This is a genomic window from Loigolactobacillus iwatensis (assembly GCF_003950295.1).
Taxonomy (GTDB): Bacteria; Bacillota; Bacilli; order Lactobacillales; family Lactobacillaceae; genus Loigolactobacillus; species Loigolactobacillus iwatensis.
Window position 1 is genome coordinate 24,231 of sequence record NZ_RHNP01000019.1, and the last position, 20,617, is coordinate 44,847.

Below are 20,617 nucleotides of genomic sequence, written 5' to 3' on the forward strand. Positions count from 1 at the left end.
AAAAAGCTTGCGGGTTAATCTAGCTTCGCTTATGCTCATTATAGTATTCTTTTTTAAATTGAGGTGAACTTCTGGTGCAAATCATACGCTTTTTTAAGAAACACGCACCACTTCTTTTAAGCTTCTTCGCTCCCATTATTATTATGGGGAGTTATTTTGCAATCCGGCACATGTTTCCTTTTGGTAATAACAGTCTGCTAACCGTTGATCTTGGGCAGCAATACATTGATTTTTACGCCTTTTTCCGCGATACCATCTTGCACCACCCGGATCAGATCTTATACTCCTTTTCCAAAGCAATTGGTGGTGACATGCTCGGAGTTTGGGCTTACTATTTAATGAGTCCATTTAACTTGTTGCTCCTACTGACACCGGGTAAATGGCTGACCTTTGGCGTAATGTTAATGACCTTGCTCAAGTACGGTAGCAGTGGACTGACTTTTGCAATCCTACTAAAAAGGACAAAAGTTCAGACCAAGTGGGGAATTCCAACTTTTGCGATTAGCTACGCCTTGATGGGTTGGTTAGTCGCCAATCAATTAAATGTGATGTGGTTAGATGCGGCCGTCTTTTTACCATTAGTTGTCCTTGGTGTTGAAAAGATTTTTAATGGTAAAAGCTACTTATTTTATAGTTTTCTTCTTGGTTGCACATTAGTGATTAACTACTATATGGGTTACATGATCTGTCTTTTTTTAATCACTTACATGTTTTGGGCGAGCTTTCGTCATTGGTCTGGCTGGCGGAAATTATTAACCGCTTGGCGAAAGTTCATTGTTGGCTCATTTTTAGGTGCCGGCTTGGCCGCGGCCCTGTTACTACCAACTTTCTACGCGCTCACTCAAAGTAAGGCCAAGTATACGTTAACGCATTTTAAATGGCAGTTTGAATATTCACCCCTCAAAATGCTTTCTAAATTTGTCGTTGGTGCTTTTAATTTTGATCAAATGCCCACTGGCTACCCAAATATTTTTGTCGGCTCATTAGTCCTACTGGGCTTTGTACTCTATTTTCTTAGTCATCAAATTGGTTGGCGGGAACGCCTCAGTGCTTTAGTGGTTAGTTTTTTCTTCTTTTTCTCACTTTGCCTACAACCACTTGATCTTGTTTGGCACGCCATGCAATTTCCAATTTGGTATCCTTATCGTTTTAGTTTTGTGATTTGCTTTTGGTTAGTGTGGCTTGCAGCGATTGCCTTAAAAGCTAACCGCAAGTTAACCTCCTGGCAAATTGGGGTCCTTGCACTTTTACTGATCGGTTTCGATGGCTACGTTTATTTTCACTTGGACCAGTTTAACTTTCTTAAGCCTTCACAGTTACTCTTAACTGTCTTATTTGGGTTCTTAGCACTCATCTTTTTGGCCTTACGCCAACGTGTTCGTCTAGCTAACCGGTACTTTGGTTTGATATTTGTTAGTTTTGCAATCATTGAAATGGCAACAAATGCTTATCTAAGTCTTAACCAAATTAGTTACGTTAGTCAGAGCGATTACGCCAATTACACCGCTGAACTGGTAAAAGTGGTTAAACGGGTAAAGGCCCAGAATAAAACAAATGACTTCTATCGCATAGAAAAAACCTTCATGCGGACCAAAAACGACTCAATGGAAGCCAATTATAATAGCGCCTCCCATTTTAGTTCGACCTTTGAGGCCAAGATTCCTAATTTTATGGGCCGTCTTGGTCAACCAGCTGGTGATGGTTTTATCACTTACTCTAATGGCACCTTATTTACGGACGCCTTTTTAGGAATGAAATACTACTTAGACGCTAAACCAGAAAGTAAAGGCAGTACAACTGTGCTACCACCACTGACCGATAAACCCGACCTGGCCTTTTATCGCGAAATCGGCCAAGACAAGCTAACTAAAACTTACCAAAATAATTACGCTTTACCACTTGGCTTTGCGGCTTCCAATAAGATTTTAGAGCCAGTGAAAAACAGTCAATACCCAACACTCTATCAGTCAACAATTCTGAATCATTTAATGGGATCCAAACAGTACACATCTCTGTTTATGGCTCAGCAATTTGCGACGGTAACTTACCACAACGTTCGCCAAGATAAGGCACCATTAACGGAAACCTATAAAAAAATCAACAAAAAAAAGAACGGCACGATTACTTACCGTTTTACACCAACAACCAGTGATCCTTATTATCTGACAATTGGTTCAAACCTTAATAGTAAGGCTGTCAGTTTTACAGTTAATAACCACCCATTACAACAATACGATACCTTTCGTGATACGGTAATTGTCGATTTGGCTGCTGCGGAACAAAATCAACCTGTAACCTTAACAATTACCCTAAAACAACCGGAAGTTTGGTTACAGAATTTCCAACTTTATCACTTTAATACGGCCGCTTTGAATCAAGCAACGCAAACGCTGCAGGCTCACCCTTGGCGGTTAACGCATAATAGTAATACACATTTAACGGGTAAAATCACCATTCCCCACCGTAAACAAGTAATGATGACCACTATCCCTGCCGCCAAAGGTTGGCACTTACGCGTTGATGGTCACCCTAAAAAATTTAAACAAGTACTTGGTAGTTTAATTGCCATTCCATTAAGTAAGGGCAGCCACACCGTCAGTTTAACTTATTGGCCGCCTTACCTAACACTGGGCTTAATCATCTCTGGTCTAAGCGGCCTAGTTGACCTTTTAGTGTTACTGTATTTAAAAATCAAACACCATTAAGCGATTAAAAAGGACAAAATAGCAATCTTCCTAAGCAGTGAATTCACCACTGCTTAGGCTTAGATTACGATTTTGTCCTTTTTATTCTGCTAAATGATGCTTTAATGCGTAAATAGCAGCCTGCGTACGATCTTCTACTTGCAATTTCGATAAAATATTGGAAACATGCGTTTTTACAGTTTTTAGCGTAATAAATAAATCATTGGCAATTTCCTGATTACTCTTGCCCTGAGCAATTAGCCCTAATACTTCAACCTCACGCTTAGTTAAATCCTCGTAAAGTTTTGGTTCTGGCTTTCGTGATAAGCGGTGCATCATTTTAGTGGTTACCTCGGGTTCCAGTACCGATTCGCCCTTATTAGTGGACCTAATCGCGTCGGCAATTTCTGCCGCCGTTGAGGTTTTTAAAATATAACTTTTTGCACCGGCCTCAATTGCCGGATAAACCTTCTCGTCATCAATAAAACTAGTCACAATTAATATCTTGGCTTCCGGCCAAGCCGTCATAATTTGTTTAGTTGATTCTATCCCATCCATGACGTCCATGACTAGGTCCATCATGATAACATCAGGGCGTAAGTCCAGTGCTTTTTCAGCACCAATCTTACCATTTTCCGCCTCACCAACAACCTCAATATCATCTTGAACGGCCAGATAGCTGGCAACGCCAATGCGAACCATTTCATGATCATCTACAATTAATACCTTAATCACAACCTGCACATCCTTAGCTTTCTTTTAATATTGGTACCCGAACTTCAACACTGGTTCCCTGCTTAGGAAAACTAATAATTTTGGCAGTTCCACCAATACTTGCAGTTCGTTCTTGAATATTATTTAAGCCGTAACTGCCAGCATTATCTGCGTCCTTCATAACGAAACCCACTCCGTCATCTACAACCTTTAAGATAACAGTTTGGTCCACTTGTTTCAAATAAACCTCCAACGACTTCGCCTTTGAATGTCGTAATGTGTTGGACAAAAGTTCCTGAACGATCCGAAACAAGTTATCTTCCACACCACTTGCTAAATGAACATCACTAATCTCCCATTTCATTTCTAATTGAATCTTGGTTCGCAATTCTTTTAATAATTGAATAATACCTTGTTTCAACGACTTACCTTCCAAACTAATTGGCCTTAGGTGTAACAAGAGCGCCCGCATTTCTGATTGTGCCTCGTTAATGATTGTTTCCACCAACTTTAATTGCTTAATCACTTGGGGCGTCTTTTCAGGCTTTGCGGCAATTTCATTTAAGGCGGATAACATCATCATTGCAGCAAACAGTTGTTGGCTAACCGAATCATGTAACTCACGGGCCAAACGATGGCGTTCCTGTGTGAGTATTTCTTCCTTTGTTTCCCCAGCAACGACCTTGGGTTGATTACTGTAGGTCTGAATTTCTTGCTGCAATGTCACCATTTTTTGACGTAATTTTTCGATTGTTTCGTTAGTGTCAAAGCCAAAAGTCTGGTCAAAAGAACTACGTCCAACTTTCAGCGCGTCCGCCTCATATTGACCGTTTGTCAACAAAGTTAGTTTGGCCTCAGTTTGATTAAATTGTTGACGGACCAATAAATAAATTAGACTAGTTGTCAAAAAACCAGTCAATAAAGCCGCGACAACGATGTAAACATAAACTGGTAAGTACATAATCTGAGCAGTAAATAAGGTTAAAAACCTTTCTGCGTGATTAATCGCAAAAAAATAAAAGAAAAATAGCACGTTAATAACCAAAAAGCAGAGCAAACTACTAGTTGCAAATAACAAACCGCGGGATAATTTTGTCATACAAATAACACCTCTAAATCACCGGCCAAAACGTTAGTTAGGATCTTAACGCGGCGTTCATTTGTATCGTAATCATCACTATAAAAAGTTAGTTCGTCATTACCCACGTGATAGGCCTTTCCGGCAAAATTAACGTTGCCAACCATTGCAGTGTGATCTAACATCACGGCCGTTCCAACTGGAACCAGTATCCGGGTTCGACCAATTCCCTTACGGACAATAATGACACTATCAGCCTTAGGTAATAAGGTGTTACCTAAATCGATAATTGTGTCCCCAATTGCAATACATAAGTTAATATCGTCCCACTCAAAGACATTGCGCCCAATCGTTTGATTACCAAACCAAGGATGGCGAATTCGCTTGCCATTTTTAGGTGTTGGTTCAGTTGTTTCAACCGCAACAAATTGTTTACGTGCCCATGGTATCCACGCCCGCTTTAGATCACCTACTTTTAAATCATGTCCTCTAATAACGGTGAACAATAGACCAATTAAAAGCATAACCCAAATTGTTGGATTAGTGAAAATTGTAATAATAATTGCTAAACTACCAAATAACCAAAAAAAACTAGTTAAGAAGCGTTTATGTCGTTGTTTAGTTGCTAAGCGCAAACTTAGAATTCCTAATACCATAAAAACCAATTGAGGTGGGTTAGAAAAAATTTGCCAACCCATTACAATTAATAAAATGGCTTCAATAATCATAAAAAGACGCCAAGAGCCACGTTGCATAGTGCGACCTCCTTCTAGTTTTATTTTAGTATAGCCTAAATTGGGCCTAACAACTGTTTGCTTTAGTCTTAATTTTAATCGGCCTTAGGACTGATTTTAAAAATTGGTCGAAAAAAAAGCCTAAGGGTGCCCTAAGTAACCATTACTCCAATGATGAAGTTAATCGTTGCTCAACCTAAAGCATTCTTACGGCTCATTTTTCGTAAAAGAGCTTCTTTTACGGCAATCGCTAATTACTTTCTACCTTAGTAATTGTAACGTTCATGTCACCACCAGGCGTCTTGATAACGACATCATCGCCCACGTGCTTACCAATCAAGGCACCAGCAATTGGTGAATCGTTGGATATCTTACCTGCCATCGGATCCGATTCAGCGGCACCGACAACCGTGTAGGTTTCTTCGTCATCTTCACCTTTTTCTTTAAAGGAAACAGTTTTACCAACTGAAACCTCATCAGAAGCAACTGCTCCGTTATCAACGACCTTTGCGTAATGGAGCATATTTTCGATTGTTGAAACTCGTCCTTCAACAAAACTTTGTTCGTCTTTAGCAGATTCATACTCAGAATTTTCAGATAAATCACCAAAGCCACGGGCGACCTTAATACGTTCAACAACTTCTTTACGCGTCACCGTTTTTAACTTTTCTAATTCATCTTCTAATTTTTGTTTACCTTCAGCAGTCATTGGGAATTCTTTTTCTGCCATTTTATCCACCTCTTAAAATAATCTTAATTTATGTTTAAACCATAATTTGACCTAAATCACCTAAGAATTAAAGTCAATTTAAAACCCATAGCGCTAATGATATTTAAACAGGCCAAGTCTGTCAAGTCGATTTAATTAATAGTTTGCTTTTTTTGTAAAATATCCCGTACTTTAGTGACCAATAAATCAATGGCAACCTGATTTTCCCCACCATCGGGAACAATGAGATCGGCGTACCTTTTTGTTGGCTCAACAAATTGATGATACATTGGCTTAACTGTAGTCAGGTACTGGTCAATAATATTAGTTAGCGTTCGGTCACGCTCACGCATATCCCGTTGGATTCGGCGAATAATCCGAACATCATCATCGGTATCAACAAAGACCTTAATATCCATTAAATCACGTAAACGCGGATCGTCCAAAATCAGGATACCCTCAAGAATAATAACATCCCTTGGTTCCTCATGGATAACCTGTGCACTACGATTTAATACTTTATAATCATAAATGGGCTTATCAATCGCCTGCCGCTTTAATAACCTCTTCAAGTCCTGAATTAAACGATCAGTGTCAAAGGCCAGCGGATGATCATAATTAACTGCTCGGCGCTGTGCCATCGTCATCTTACTCTGATCCTTGTAATAAGAATCTTGTTCAAGTAATAAAACTGAGTTCTCGGAAAAATGATCAAAAATAGCGTGCGAAACAGACGTTTTACCCGATGCAGTTCCTCCAGTTACACCAATGACAACTGGTTTATTCTTCATCATTAAACTTCCTCCAAAAATTTATGCCTAACGAAAAACAGTCCGGACAATGTCCGACTGTTTTTTCGTTAACACTTTAATTCGTATCCTTATTTTTAGTCTGAATCCCACTATTTGTCGTTGTATGCTGTTCAAAGGTCTGTGAATAATACACTTTGCCCGTCTTAAGGTTAGCCACAAAGTATAAGTAATTCTGAGCTCGATCAGCCGGATGCATCACAGCATAAATTGATGACGCACTTGGACTATTAAACGGCCCTGGTCCATAACCTTTGTTTTTATAAAGGTTATACGGTGATTTCACTGCTGTATCTTTATTATAAAGATGCTTTTTATGGGTATTTAACGCGTACATCACGGAAATATCCGATTGGAGTGGCATTTTAGTATCAATTCGATTAAAGAAAACCCCCGCAATCTTTTTCCGATCAGCGGATGTAACACCTTCACGCTCAACTAGTGAAGCCAAAGTTAATACCTTCTGGACAGTCAAATTTTGCGCCTTAATCTGGCTATAATACGGTTTCATCACTGTATTCGTTTTGGCAACCATACTATTAACCAAAGTTTTTAACGTTAGACCTTCATAATAATTATAGGTAGCCGGGAATAAATAACCTTCCAGATGATAACGTACGTTTTTACTTGCCATACTCGAAGTTAACAACTGCGGGTATTTTTTTTCTAAAGTTTGAACGTAGGTCTGATTTTTCATCAGGGCCAAAAATTCTTTTTTAGAATAAGGCGTTGCTTTAGCGATTTGATCACCAATTTGGTCAATTGTTGTTCCTTCACCAACAAGAATATGATACTTGCTGCTCATTTCACCGCCATCACTCAATTTCTTCGTTACCTGAGCAAGTGACAACGATGGCTTTAATGAATAATAGCCTGCTTGAAAAGAGGCGTAATTATGTGTCTTAACGTAGTAACTGAAAACAGTCCCACTTTTTATAACTTTATCTTTTTGTAAAATTGCACCAATCTCTTTATTAGACGCGCCTACCGGAATACTAACTTCTACAGGCCTAGTTGCATTTTTATCATAAGGCTGGAGTGATGAATGGAAATACTGCATCCCAACCAAAATAACTAAAATAATTAGCACAACTAATATACCGGCGATCCAATAAACAATGCGATCCACAATTTTCTTTTCAGCAATCCGATCTTCAGCCAATTTTTCAGCGTGCTGCTGTAAATCGTTTTGTTTTGATTTTCTTCGATGTTCGGGTTGATTTCCGCCACGGTTATCCAAAGAAAGGCCTCCCTTATGTGCGTATTTCAATAGCCTTTAATAGTATACAAGAAAATAACGGCATGTGCAGCAGCAGTTTTAGAAATTAAGAAAAACACAACACTTTAACGGATTACGGCTCCGATTTTTTCAACTAAAATCTTTTCAACTTTTGCAAAGGCAGCATTAACTTCATCATCCGTTAAAGTTGCACTAGGATTTTGATAAGTTAATGTGTAGGCCAATGATTTCTTACCTTTTTCAATATTTGCGCCGGTGTAGCTATCAAATAGCGTCACATCTTTTAAGTGAGCGCCACCTTTTTCAAAAATTGCGTCAGTAATGGCCTGATTAGTAACATCACTAGCAACTAGTAAAGCAATATCGCGAGTAATCACCGGGTACTTAGAAATGGCCTGGTAAACAACTGCCTGCTTATCTATCGCTAATAAGGCCGTTAAATTAAGCTGGAAAACATAGGTCGGTTTAATCCGGTAGGCTTTTTCAACTTGTGGGTGTATTTGACCAACAAAACCAACTAACTGGTCACCAACATAAATATCTGCTGTTCGTCCAGGATGCATTTCGGTGCGCGTTGTCGTGACACGATAGGTCGCCTTCAAGTTAAATTGATCTAAAAGAGCAGTAACAATGCCTTTAATTTGATAAAAATCAACCGGTTTTGCCACCTGATTCCACGTCTTCGCCTGCCAATCACCACTTATTGCACCAGCAACATATTCAACTTCTTCAGGACGCGTCATTTTTGCATCTTGTTTTAAGAAAACACGGCCTTGTTCATACAAAGCAACGTTAACTTGTTTACGGGCAATATTATACGCTAAATCATCTAATAATCCGCTCACCAAGTTCATTCGTAAAACGGCGTGGTCGACGGTCATTGGCCAAGCGACACTAGTCGTCTCCGCCGGTGTCAACGTAAACTGACTGGCCTTTTCACTTGTTGTCAGCGCATAGCTAATCGCCTGATTGAGGCCACTTGCTTCAAGTAATTGGGTCATCTGCCGAACCCGCCGTTGCTGAGGCGTTAAAATACCTGGCGTTGAAGCAGAGGCTGGTAACGTGGTTGGCATTTTGTCATAGCCGTAAAGACGCGCTACTTCTTCGATTAAATCAGCGGGAATACTAATATCCCACCGGTGAGTCGGTACACTGACCTTAAATTGCCCGTTCGTTTCACTAACACCAAAGGCCAAACGTTTAAATATTTTAGTAATCTCGGCCGTTGAAATTTGCATGCCCAGCACATGATTAATACGTTCCTGCGAAACTTCGACAACAGTAGCTGTGGGTGCAATCTTCGTTGGTGATAAAATACCTGCCAGTACATCCCCATCACTAAAATCGGCGATTAGACTAGCTGCATGATCTAAGGCTGTTAAAACGGTGCCTTTATTAATTCCCTTTTCAAAACGTGATGATGCCTCGCTACGTAAGTTATACCGCTGTGCCGATTTCCGAATGTGCATCGGATCAAAAATTGCTGCTTCTAAAACAACGGTTGTCGTTTCGTTAGTAATTTCAGAATCTAGGCCGCCCATAACGCCAGCCAAATTAATCGCCTTAGTCCCATTACTGATTACAATATCATCGTCGATTAACTCATGTTCATTACCATCTAACGTTGTCAACTTCTCACCATCAGTTGCTCGGCGAACTAGAATTTCTTTTGAACCAATTTTATCATAATCAAAAGCGTGCATTGGTTGGCCGTAATCCAACATCACGTAATTAGTGACGTCAACCACATTATTAATTGGCCGAATCCCTGCGTTCCACAACCTAATTTGTAACCAAAGTGGACTTGGTTGGATTTTAACGTTTTCGATCACGCGTAAATTATAACTAGGTGCATCTTTTTCAGCTGCAACGCTAGCCTGTAAAACATCAGTAACTGGTTTAGCAGTTTCTACCGGCTTTGCAACGTCAAAATGTGGTTTCTTAGCGTAAACCGCACCAACTTCATAAGCTACACCGCGCATACTTTGTGCGTCCGCTCGATTAGGTGTAATGGCCAAATCTAAAATTGCGTCATCCATACCTAAATAAGGGTACACCGGTGCACCAACCTTAGCATCCGCTGGTAAAACATAAATTCCGTCGGCATACGCTTGCGGCGCTATGTCAGTACTAAACCCAATTTCCTGTAACGCGCAAATCATTCCGTTAGAAACTTCGCCTCGCATTTTACCTTTTTTAATTTTTTCGTTGTTTGCAATCCGCGATCCTGGTAGCGCAACAATTACTTTTTGGCCAGCAGCAACATTAGGTGCACCACAAACAATTTGAACTGGATCAGCGCCAAGATCCACCTGACATAATTGTAAATGGTCAGAATTTGGGTGCGGTTTAGTTGAAACAACGTAACCTACTACAATCTTCTTCAGGCCAGCATCTGGATGGAAGGTGTCCTCCACTTCAATACCAGTCAAGGTGATTTTATTTGCTAATTCTTCTGGGGTGACATCTAAATCAATATAATCCTTTAACCAGTTATAAGATACTTTCATCAGACTCTAGCCTCTCTTTTCAAATTGAGTTAAGAAACGCACATCATTTTGGTAAAAATTACGGATATCATCAATACCATACTTCAGCATCGCAAAGCGGTCGATACCTAAACCAAACGCAAAACCACCATAAACTTCAGGATCAACGCCGGCCGCTTTTAAGACATTCGGGTGTGTCATTCCAGCACCTAAAACTTCAATCCAACCAGTATGTTTGCAAACATCACAGCCCTTTCCGTTACACTTAAAGCAAGAAATATCTACTTCAACTGACGGTTCAGTAAACGGAAAATAGCTTGGACGGAAACGAATTTCCCGTTCTTCACCAAAAATTTGGCGAATAGCGAATTCTAAAGTTCCTTTTAAATCGGCCATTGTAACATTCTTACCGATATACTGGCCTTCCATTTGGAAAAACTGGTGTGAATGGGTTGCGTCATCAGTATCACGTCGGTACACGCGGCCAGGACTAACCATTTTTAGTGGTCCTTGACTAAAATCATGTTTCTCTAATTCACGGGCTTCATCCGGTGACATATGGGTCCGCATTAAAACATCTTTCGTGATATAAAAAGTATCTTGCATATCACGAGCAGGATGATCTTTAGGCATATTTAACATTTCAAAGTTGTACTTTTCCTCTTCAACTTCATAACCATAGACAACCTTGAATCCCATTCCTAAAAATGTATCCTCTAATTGTTCAATGACCTGTGAAATAACGTGATGTGCGCCAACTTTAGGCTGGTCACCAGGTAAGGTCACATCAATTGTTTCTGTGGCTAATTGTTGCGCAATTTTTGCCTGCTCTAACTCGGCCTTCTTTTCGTCAACAACCTCGGCCAAGGCATCCCGAACTTTATTCGCAAAGCTACCAACTGCTGGTCGCTCTTCTTTTGTTAAATCACGCATTCCGCGCAAAACTTCCGTGATTGGTCCCTTTTTTCCTAATAATTTAACCCGGATATCATTTAATTGTTTTAAATCACTTGCCGCCTTAATATCCTGACTACCCTTTTGCTGTAACTGAGTTAATTTTTCTTGTAAAGTACTCATATTCAATCTCCTTTAACTGAATTAACAGATGTTTATTTTTGACACAAAAAAAGCCCCACCCTAATAAAGGGACGAGGTTTCGCGTTACCACCCTAGTTCACAAGCCTTAATTAAAAAGGTGTGCACTCAGACAGGATAACGGCCTGTGCCGGAACTTTATTTGTGCTGTGCACGCCCAAAGCCAACTCCGGAAGTGAAATTCACCAGGCATAGTCGATCGACCTTCCATCAAAATAGTCAACTTTCTGAATGATTAAACCTAGCTACTAATTTCCATCTGCATTTTTAAACTGGTATTAATTGTAGCACAAAAGCCTAGTGCGTCAACTCCTCAACGCATTGTTTTGCATCAAGCCAAGTATCCGACCAACTATGAACGGCAGTGATAACCTGTTCAAGATCCTGTCCTTGCGGCGTTAATTGGTATTCGATTAATGCAGAATCAGAATAAGTTTTTCTTTCAACAATTTTTTCTTGTTCAAGTTCTTTTAAACGTTCAACTAATACCCGGTCGCTACACTTAGGAACCTTTTTTGCCAAATCTTTAAAGCGTTGCGTACCATCTTCGAGAAGAACGTCGACAATTAAACCGTTCCATTTTTTTCCAAGAATTGTAAAAGTTTTTTGAAATTTAGGGCATAAGTGAAACTGCTCGCTTTGACATTCTGCAACTGTCTTTTCTGTCATAGTTCTCACCTCGAAATTATTCTAGCATACTTACTTTAAAAAAGTAAACCTATCTGACCAAAGCGCCATCTTCAAGATTTAGATAAACAACAAAAAAAGGGCTGGGACAAAGGCCCTAGCCGCTTACTATTTCCGAATGCTACTCTAGAGTGTGCGCCAAAAGTCTGGGTTCACTCCCTAGTATTAACCATTTAGTTTGGTTGTAAGATTTAATACCCGTTGCTTGAACGATTGTCGTAACTTAGTTGCTTCAGGAATCGCGTATTCATCAATGGCACAATAATCATCAACCACTGAAACAATCAGACTTTCTGGATAGCGTGGCGGCGCAACCGTTGCACCCCACATGTGTTTAATAATAATATCTTTTTCTTTTTTTGATAATTGAGTTAGCTTTTCTGCATTACGTAACGCAATTCGCGGATGAATATAAGCGTGGGTACCAAGATCAAACTTAGTTGTCCGCCAATCATAGTAGAATAAGTCATGTAAAAGACCACCACGTGCAGTTGCGCGTGCATCCAATTTAAGCTTCTTGGCGATTAAGTAACTACGGTAAGAAACATGAATTGAATGTTCTAGTCGGTTAGAAAAATGGTGCTGTGTGTAATCAGCTAGTCGTTTAACAGCGTCGGTCTCTAATAAATCAGCAACTTCATTTACGTATGCCTGATCATCTTGCCAGTTTAAATTTTTTTTCATTCAATGGCTGCCTTTCTTCAATGGATTAATCTTACCCTAATTAAATTTAGTTTAATCCATTATTAAGAAAATTGCGAACAATATCATTGAACATTAAAGAAAATTAAGCTTTAATTGGCAGCGCTTAATTGAAACATTAAAATGCCGGCCGCAACTGCAACATTTAATGACTCTGCCTGCCCTTTTATGGGGATATACAGGTTTTGGGTCGTCATTTTTAATAACGACGCTTGCATTCCGTTTCCTTCATTTCCCATGACTAACGCAAAATCATTTTGTGACTTAATTGTTCGGAAATCAATCGCACCTTCGTTTAATTCACTTCCATAAATCGGTATTCCCGCCGCCTTAAAATCAGCAAACCAGGTTAGTAAATCGGCCTCATAAATTGCAATGTGAAATTGGCTTCCCTGCATAGATCGGACTACCTTGGGACTATATAAATCAGCGCTACCCTGGCCCAACACAACACCATTAAAGCCTGCGGCATCTGCCGTTCGTACCATTGTTCCAATATTTCCTGGATCCTGAATTTGGTCCAAAAGTAACCACGCACCATTTAAAGTTGCGGGTTTTTCTAGTTTAGGCAACTCAATTACAGCAAAGATTCCTTGCGTTGTAATCGTTTCACCCAACGTCTTAGCAACTTCCTCTGAAATCCACTGAACAGTAACCCCAGCAAGCCACTCACTTTGTTCAAAAGCTTCCGTTGCTAACACGGCCTGAACTTTAGCGTTGGACTTAAGTACTTCTTTAACTAAGTGAATTCCCTCAATTAAATAACGTTGTTGGGCCAAACGCTCCTTTTTTCGCGCCAACTTACGTAAGTCTTTGATATAATTGTTCTTGGAAGATTGGATTAATGACACAAAAACACGTCCTTCATTTTTTCTGCATTATACCATGATTTTTAAAATTATTGCTGTTCATTAAATGGAATTGAAAAAGGAGGCTAAAAAATGCGTACTGTTCAATTGACCGTATTCGGTCGTGTCCAAGGCGTTGGTTTTCGCTTCTCAACCAAACGTTTAGCGGATAAAATTGGTGTTAGCGGTATTGTTCGTAACTTAATTGATGGATCAGTCTACATTGAGGCCAGTGGTAGTAACAAGCAAATTGAGAAATTCATTTCCTCAATTAAGGAATCACCCTCACCCTACGGCAAGGTAACTCGTGTAGACCTTGCGGAAATAAGGCCCGGTAACTACCGCGGCTTTCAAGTAACCGACTAAAGTCTCATTGAAAAATTGATTCCCTTCAAGTATAGTATTCAAGAAGACTTTACTTGAAAGGAATTAAATAAATGAAGCAATCTAAACGCCTACTTACTTACGGCGGACTTTTTACAGTTTTGACCTTATTCTTATCGGCCTGTTCAAACCAACAAATTCATCGAACGCCACCTACTGGCTTTCTTTACGGACCAATTTACAAGTTTCTTGGTTTACCAATGCAGCACTTAATCACTTGGATTGCAAAGCTATTCGGTAATCCGCCTAACTATGGTTGGGCAATTCTAATCATCACACTCGTTGTTCGTTTAATTCTATTACCACTAATGTTAAGCCAGTCCAAAAAATCAACTCGGCAACAACAAAAGATGGCCGCAATTAAACCACAAATGGATGATATCCAGAAGCGCCAAAAAGCTGCACAAACTAACGAAGAACGTACTGCAATTAGCCAGGAAATGATGACGCTTTACAAGGACAACGGTGTCAGTATGACTGGTGGTATCGGCTGCTTGCCGCTATTAATTCAGTTACCTGTCTTTTCTGCCTTGTATATGGCTATTCAGTACGATCCAGTGCTTTTTAAGAGCACTTTCATGGGAATTAGCCTTGGCCAAACGAACCTCGTGATCACGATTCTTGCAACTTTAACCTATGTCATCCAAGGCTATATTTCCTTAATCGGATTACCAGAAAGTCAGAAACAGCAAATGAAGACGATGATGTTAATGAGTCCTGCAATGACGTTCTTCATTTCTTTGGCCTCACCAGCTGGCTTAGGCCTCTACTTCTTAGCTGGTGGTTTACTAGCTATTCTACAAACGGTTATTACGAATTTCTACTATATGCCAAAAATTAAGGCCGAAGTTGCCGAAGAATTAAAGAAAAATCCACCTAAGCAAGTTGTTAAACCTGTGGAAGAAACCGCAAAGCCTGCAGCCAAACCTAAAAAAGTGGCTGCTAAATCAAACACAAATTCTAATCAAAAGAACCGTAATTCTGGTAAACAACACCACGAACGGTAATTAAAAAACGTCACTGACAATTTTGTCAGTGACGTTTTTTAGTTATTAAACTATCATTTAGCAACGCTTTACTTCGAATCATCAGTTGTCGCTATTGGTGACTCACCCTTGGGCAACGTATTTAAAATAGGAAAGCTCATTCGAAGAATCGTGCCACTACCCAGTACACTCTCTGCTGAAATTTTGCCATGATAACTATCAACTAAGCGTTGGGCAATTGACAAACCTAAACCATTGCCGCCTTTATCACGACTCCGCGCTTTATCAACCCGGTAGAAACGATTAAAGACTCGTGCAAGATCTGCTTCGGCAATTCCCTCACCAAAGTCTTGCACAGCAATTTCAACTTGATTACCCGTACGCGCAATTGACAAATGAACTTCTTGCCGTTTTTCAGAATACTTGACAGCATTGTCCATCAAAATAATCATAATTTGCTCAAAATGGTCCCGATAAATCTTAACGATCGTCGGTTGATCCAGATCGTCATCCAAGGTAAAGGTAAAATCAGGATGGATGAGTTTGAAATTATTGAAGACCTGCTGCGTAACGTCCTTAACGTCAGTCTTTGCGTGGGGATAATGAACCTCAACTTGTTCAGCCCGAGTTAGATCTAACATCTCTTGAACTAGACTTTTCATCCGGGTGATTTCCTGGACGGAGGCACTAATTGACTCCGCCAAAACTTCCGGATCATCCTTTCCCCAACGATTCAACATTTGTAAGTGGCCCTCAATAATTGCGACCGGGGTGCGTAATTCATGCGAAACATCTTCAACAAACTCTTCTTGTTGTTCAATATACCGCTGCATTCGATCCAGCATATCGTTAAATAAGTTGGCTAAATCGGCCAATTCATCATTTCGTTTAACCTGAGGAATTCGTTCTGCTGATTGTGGATCATTCTTGATAATATCAATTGTATCGGTCATTGACTTAATCGGTCGCATGAAATAACTAGCCAAAAGGTACCCCACTAATCCACTAATCAAGAAAGCAAGTAACCCAATACCAAAAAAGGCCTTCAACAGTTGATTCTGATCCTTGCGTAAGGTTCCAAGTTGTGTCGTCACCTGCGCGTAACCGATAATCCGTCCAGTAGTTCGAGAACGAATTGGCCGCCGACCAATAAAGCCATTTACGCCATGAATTTTTGTTCGCTCAATATCAATATTGGCCGTCTTCTTAAATTTTGTTGGAATGTTCCGTGAAGCAAAAATTGACTTACCATTAGGATTATAAACGCTGACGGTCACATCCTCACGGGCCAATTTAACAATAATCGAATCAGTATAGATATTTTTCTTCGCGTTTTGATCACTCTTAGGAACCTCATCCGCTGGCGTTGCCAAATCAGGACGAAGATATGGTAAAACTGTTGCGTGTGTTAAGGTATCCGATTGATTATTTAGGCGTTCAACCACCAATGTCATGGTATCACGCAGGTTAGTCTGTTCTTGACCTAGCATGATAGCGGTAAAACGATTAAAAATTAAAATTGAAAAGAATGCAAAAACAATGAATATACCAAAAGCGGCACCCAGCGCCCACTTCCATTTTAATGAAAAACGCCGAGCCCGCTTTTGTTGTTTATCAGCAGTGATGGATTTCACGAGCGCATCACGTACCCTGTACCACGAACGGTTTGAATATAGCTTTCCTCACCGTCTCGATCAATTTTATTTCGCAAATAACGAATATAAACATCAACTACATTCGTCTCAACTTCACTTTCATAACCCCAAACCTTGTTAAGCAAGACATCACGGCCTAGGACAACGTTGATATTTTCCATTAACGTTAGCAATAACTCATATTCGCGCTTCGTTAAATCAATTGTTTCGTTCCCGCGCTTAACAACCCGGTTTTCTTTCTCAATTGTTAGGTCTCGATACGAAACAGTTGTTTGCTTAGCATTATTTTGCTCGCCTTCAATATCAATTCGGCGTAGTAAAGCCCGTAAACGTGCCAATAATTCTTCAATGGCAAATGGCTTAACGATATAATCGTCGGCACCATGGTCCAAACCAGAAACACGATCGATAACTGAGTCCCGTGCTGTCATCATAATAATTGGTGTGTTCTTAACTTGCCGAACACGCCGACAAACTTCTAAACCGTTTAATTCAGGTAACATCAAATCTAATAAGATGGCGTCCCAATCAGTTGCTAGCGCAGCATCTAAACCTGTTCGTCCATTATAATGAACAGCCGTTTCATAACCTTCATGTTTCAATTCAAGCTCAACAAAACGGGCCAGATTTTTTTCATCTTCAATAATTAGAATTTTACTCATTCAACCGCACAACTCCTTGAAAGACTATTAACATTTTCACAGTGTTACGTCATAATTGTATTTTTTATTTACTAAATTCAAACTTTAATATTTAAATAACTCATACAAGGTAGTATTCTACCATGAATAGTGTAAAAAAGCCACCAATTCCCTCTAAACTAACTCACAGACCATTACCATAAAATGATAAAAAAATGATATAAAACAAAAGTTGCTCTAATTAGGTAGTTGACTAAAACGATACCCACGAGACTCATGTTTTATATCATCAATTAATTCATAAATTAACTAATTATTGTTCTTTGTACCATGAATAATGGAAACTACCGTCACGATCTGTCCGCTCATAAGTATGGGCACCAAAGAAATCGCGTTGGGCCTGAATAATATTTGCTGGTAATCGTTCTGCACGGTAAGAATCGTAGTAAGTAATTGCAGAAGTGAAGCCAGGAATTGGCACACCTGCTTTAACAGCAATGCCAACTAAATCACGAACTGCTTCTTGGTACCGCTTGGCAATATCCTTGAAGTAATCATCTAAAAGTAAATTCTGTAGTTCAGGTTCTTTGTCGTAAGCATCCGTAATATTCTGCAAGAAGCGTGCCCGAATAATACAACCTTCACGCCAAATACTTGCAATTTCACCATACTGAAGATTCCAGTCATAGTGTTTAGAAGCAATCCGCATTTGTTCAAAGCCCTGGGCATAACTCATGATTTTGCTGAAGTATAGAGCTCTACGAATCATTTCAACAACGCTGTCCTTGTCAAAAGAAACGTTACCTTCTGGTTTTGGTAAAACTTTACTTGCAGCAACCCGTTCAGTTTTCATCATTGAAATATAACGTGCATAAACGGACTCAGTAATTAGTGATTGCGGAATTTCAAGTTCTAAGGCGTTACTTGAACTCCATTTACCAGTTCCCTTATTCGCTGTCCGGTCTAAAATTTTATCAACGATTGGCTCACCAGAACCAAGATCATCCTTGCGCGTTAAAATATCCGCAGTAATGTCGATCAAGTAACTATCTAATTCGCCTTTATTCCAGTCGGAGAAAATAGCTGCAATTTCATCAACAGATAAACCAACCACGTTTTTTAATAGGTTATAGCTTTCAGCAATTAGTTCTTCATCACCGTATTCAATCCCATTATGAATCATCTTAACGTAGTGGCCAGCACCATTATTGCCAATATAAGTTACACAAGGCTTGCCATCTTTAGCCTTAGCAGCAATCTTTTCAAAGATTGGGGCAACTAAGTCATAAGCTTCTTTTTGACCACCAGGCATCATCGAAGGCCCCTGTAGGGCACCTAATTCGCCACCAGAAACACCAGTCCCAATAAAATTAATACCGGACTTGTCTAATTCTGCGTTACGGCGCATTGTGTCTTTGAAGAAGGTATTACCACCATCAATTAAAACATCACCCTTATCCAATAAAGGTAAAATTTCTTGAATGACAGCATCTGTTGCTGCACCGGCTTTAACCATCATCATAATTCGACGTGGTTTTTCCAGTGATGCAACAAAATCTTCAATCGTATAACTAGGTACCAAATTCTTATCCGCATGTTCCTTGGCAACAGCCTCTGTTTTTGAGCCTGTTCGGTTGAAAATGGCAACCGTATAACCGCGACTCTCAATGTTCAGTGCTAAGTTCTTCCCCATGACGGCCATACCGACAACGCCAATTTGGGGTTTTTTATTTTCCATAAATCATTGAGCCTCCTTCAATAGTTAACACTCTTATCCTATCAAAAACAGTCACTAAATAAAAGTAAAAGTGAGTTTGCAACACAAAAAAAGCTTTAGCGCCATGGCCGCTAAAGCTTTTAAACAGGTTCTAGTTATTTAGTATAACCTGTGTTGACTACTTGTTTGCCATCATAAAAGCCGCAAGTTGGGCAAACATGATGTGACATTCTTAATTCACCACAGTTTGGGCATGGGCTCAAGTTAGGCGTAACTAATTTAATGTGTCCGCGACGTAGACGTTTACGCGCCTTTGACGTTTTTCTTTTTGGTACTGCCATTAAATCCACCTCCTTAAAATAAATTATCTTAATCGTTTTGAGCTTAGTCTTCTGGTTGATTCGAACCAAATAAGCCTTTTAACTGCGCAAAACGCGGATCAACTTGTTTCTTCTTTGCTGCCTGCCGCTGGTTGTAAGTATCCTCAGAGATAACTTCCCAACCGTTCCCCTTTGGGATATCGATATCGGCTTGTTGCTCACTAGTAGTTAAAACCTTTAGTGGAATCTGCAACAAAATATTATCTTCGACTGCCTTATCGAGGTTCAAGGAGCCATCTTCTAACGGAATCACAGAATCTGACTGCTCTTCATTTGCGGCTTGTGTAGCGGACGCATAGAGTTCGCTAATCGCGAAATCAAGTGGCAACGTTACTGGTTTTAAAGAGCGTGTGGAAGGTAACGTTAAGGTTACCTTGACCTTCAAAGAAGTGATAATCTTGTCACCATCTAACGCAACTATCCCAGCAACAAGTACAGGACTAACATCAAGTAAATCAGCATTACGATCCTGTAATGACTGCTTTAAATCAAGTGTTTCCTTAATATTTAGTGGTGTTTCACGGTACTTCTCAAGTTCAAGTAACGACCATTTCATCGAACGTACCTCCTAACGCAACGACAATAATTATAACTGTGCAAAATAGCTTTGTCAATGTATTTTGCTTTACGCAGCTGAGCACCGATTTAACAGTATTTATGCCCAAATTCCATTTAATTTTCTTTACAAATTGCCAAAAACACCAAACGGTCGATCATACTGCTTACTTTTTGCAATAAAACAATTGACCCAACAACTATAAGGGTACAAGATTAGGGTATACTAATAAACAAAGCCACTATTTGGCAGCGTAATTTATATTATTTAGGAGGTTCTTTTAATGGATAACGTTTTAACCTTAGAGTTAACGAACGGAAAAACAATGACGTTAAACGAAGTTACTTCTGTTCGAATTACCACTGATGACACGGTCATTACATCTAGTCCCCGCGACTTTTTGAATATTGGTCGGGCCGTCAAATATGATATTCTTTATGAAGCGGGAACCCTAACCTTAGCAAGTGACGAGGTTAAGGCCGCCCATGTGGTTGAACAATAATAACAAA

General features: G+C 39.7%; 20 protein-coding genes. 4 read left to right on the forward strand and 16 right to left on the reverse strand.

Annotated elements, in window-relative coordinates; all coding sequences use genetic code 11:
- The first annotated feature begins 74 nt into the window (after positions 1 to 74).
- Entirely contained in the window at positions 75 to 2,705 is a 2,631-nt protein-coding gene (locus EKM98_RS06385) for a YfhO family protein (RefSeq protein WP_225418541.1), read from the forward strand.
- An 81-nt stretch (positions 2,706 to 2,786) separates the two neighbouring features.
- On the opposite strand, the gene EKM98_RS06390 is transcribed toward EKM98_RS06385, so the two are convergent.
- The 11 genes from EKM98_RS06390 to EKM98_RS06440 all read right to left on the reverse strand — a co-directional run bounded on the left by EKM98_RS06390 (position 2,787) and on the right by EKM98_RS06440 (position 13,792).
- Positions 2,787 to 3,419, reverse strand: a complete 633-nt coding sequence (locus tag EKM98_RS06390; protein WP_068226200.1) for a response regulator — start codon at positions 3,417 to 3,419, stop codon at positions 2,787 to 2,789.
- A 13-nt stretch (positions 3,420 to 3,432) separates the two neighbouring features.
- Positions 3,433 to 4,497 (reverse strand): sensor histidine kinase, encoded by a 1,065-nt coding sequence (locus tag EKM98_RS06395; protein WP_125981378.1) that lies wholly within the window; start codon positions 4,495 to 4,497, stop codon positions 3,433 to 3,435.
- Positions 4,494 to 5,231 (reverse strand): cell wall-active antibiotics response protein LiaF, encoded by a 738-nt coding sequence (gene liaF, locus EKM98_RS06400; RefSeq protein ID WP_125981380.1) that lies wholly within the window; start codon positions 5,229 to 5,231, stop codon positions 4,494 to 4,496. The genes EKM98_RS06395 and liaF overlap by 4 nt, the downstream gene beginning before the upstream one ends.
- 229 nt (positions 5,232 to 5,460) lie before the next feature.
- Positions 5,461 to 5,940, reverse strand: coding sequence for a transcription elongation factor GreA (gene greA, locus EKM98_RS06405; RefSeq protein WP_125981381.1), 480 nt, complete (start codon positions 5,938 to 5,940; stop codon positions 5,461 to 5,463).
- A gap of 131 nt (positions 5,941 to 6,071) precedes the next feature.
- The gene (gene udk / locus EKM98_RS06410) at positions 6,072 to 6,713 is read right to left on the reverse strand and encodes a uridine kinase (protein ID WP_125981383.1); all 642 of its coding nucleotides are present in this window, start codon (positions 6,711 to 6,713) and stop codon (positions 6,072 to 6,074) included.
- Between the two features lie 73 nt (positions 6,714 to 6,786).
- Complete coding sequence (gene mltG / locus EKM98_RS06415; protein WP_225418542.1) at positions 6,787 to 7,890, reverse strand: endolytic transglycosylase MltG; 1,104 nt, start codon at positions 7,888 to 7,890, stop codon at positions 6,787 to 6,789.
- 182 nt (positions 7,891 to 8,072) lie between these two features.
- Entirely contained in the window at positions 8,073 to 10,478 is a 2,406-nt protein-coding gene (gene pheT, locus EKM98_RS06420) for a phenylalanine--tRNA ligase subunit beta (protein ID WP_125981386.1), read from the reverse strand.
- 6 nt (positions 10,479 to 10,484) lie between these two features.
- A complete protein-coding gene (gene pheS / locus EKM98_RS06425; RefSeq protein ID WP_125981388.1) occupies positions 10,485 to 11,534 on the reverse strand; it encodes a phenylalanine--tRNA ligase subunit alpha in 1,050 nt (349 codons plus the stop codon).
- 315 nt (positions 11,535 to 11,849) lie between these two features.
- Positions 11,850 to 12,221 (reverse strand): winged helix-turn-helix transcriptional regulator, encoded by a 372-nt coding sequence (locus EKM98_RS06430; protein WP_068223705.1) that lies wholly within the window; start codon positions 12,219 to 12,221, stop codon positions 11,850 to 11,852.
- A 183-nt stretch (positions 12,222 to 12,404) separates the two neighbouring features.
- Positions 12,405 to 12,923: an HD domain-containing protein gene (locus tag EKM98_RS06435; RefSeq protein ID WP_125981390.1), complete on the reverse strand. Its 519-nt coding sequence runs from the start codon at positions 12,921 to 12,923 to the stop codon at positions 12,405 to 12,407.
- A gap of 110 nt (positions 12,924 to 13,033) precedes the next feature.
- Entirely contained in the window at positions 13,034 to 13,792 is a 759-nt protein-coding gene (locus tag EKM98_RS06440; RefSeq protein WP_125981392.1) for a TrmH family RNA methyltransferase, read from the reverse strand.
- Positions 13,793 to 13,882: 90 nt separating this feature from the next.
- Here EKM98_RS06440 and EKM98_RS06445 point away from each other — a divergent pair, with 90 nt between their 5' ends.
- A complete protein-coding gene (locus EKM98_RS06445; RefSeq protein ID WP_125981393.1) occupies positions 13,883 to 14,155 on the forward strand; it encodes an acylphosphatase in 273 nt (90 codons plus the stop codon).
- 71 nt (positions 14,156 to 14,226) lie between these two features.
- Complete coding sequence (gene yidC, locus EKM98_RS06450; RefSeq protein WP_125981394.1) at positions 14,227 to 15,180, forward strand: membrane protein insertase YidC; 954 nt, start codon at positions 14,227 to 14,229, stop codon at positions 15,178 to 15,180.
- Positions 15,181 to 15,248: 68 nt separating this feature from the next.
- On the opposite strand, the gene EKM98_RS06455 is transcribed toward yidC, so the two are convergent.
- The 5 genes from EKM98_RS06455 to EKM98_RS06475 form a co-directional block, all read right to left on the reverse strand.
- On the reverse strand, positions 15,249 to 16,793 hold the full coding sequence (locus EKM98_RS06455; RefSeq protein WP_125981397.1) for a HAMP domain-containing sensor histidine kinase: 1,545 nt from the start codon (positions 16,791 to 16,793) through the stop codon (positions 15,249 to 15,251).
- Complete coding sequence (locus EKM98_RS06460) at positions 16,790 to 17,476, reverse strand: response regulator transcription factor (protein WP_068223686.1); 687 nt, start codon at positions 17,474 to 17,476, stop codon at positions 16,790 to 16,792. Before EKM98_RS06460 ends, EKM98_RS06455 begins: the two co-directional genes overlap by 4 nt.
- Positions 17,477 to 17,768: 292 nt before the next feature.
- Positions 17,769 to 19,193, reverse strand: coding sequence for an NADP-dependent phosphogluconate dehydrogenase (gene gndA / locus EKM98_RS06465; protein WP_125981399.1), 1,425 nt, complete (start codon positions 19,191 to 19,193; stop codon positions 17,769 to 17,771).
- Between the two features lie 134 nt (positions 19,194 to 19,327).
- Positions 19,328 to 19,513 (reverse strand): 50S ribosomal protein L32, encoded by a 186-nt coding sequence (rpmF, locus tag EKM98_RS06470; RefSeq protein WP_075168969.1) that lies wholly within the window; start codon positions 19,511 to 19,513, stop codon positions 19,328 to 19,330.
- A gap of 43 nt (positions 19,514 to 19,556) precedes the next feature.
- Positions 19,557 to 20,108 (reverse strand): YceD family protein, encoded by a 552-nt coding sequence (locus EKM98_RS06475; protein ID WP_125981400.1) that lies wholly within the window; start codon positions 20,106 to 20,108, stop codon positions 19,557 to 19,559.
- A gap of 283 nt (positions 20,109 to 20,391) precedes the next feature.
- Here EKM98_RS06475 and EKM98_RS06480 point away from each other — a divergent pair, with 283 nt between their 5' ends.
- The gene (locus EKM98_RS06480) at positions 20,392 to 20,610 is read left to right on the forward strand and encodes a hypothetical protein (protein WP_068223677.1); all 219 of its coding nucleotides are present in this window, start codon (positions 20,392 to 20,394) and stop codon (positions 20,608 to 20,610) included.
- The last annotated feature ends 7 nt before the right edge of the window (positions 20,611 to 20,617 follow it).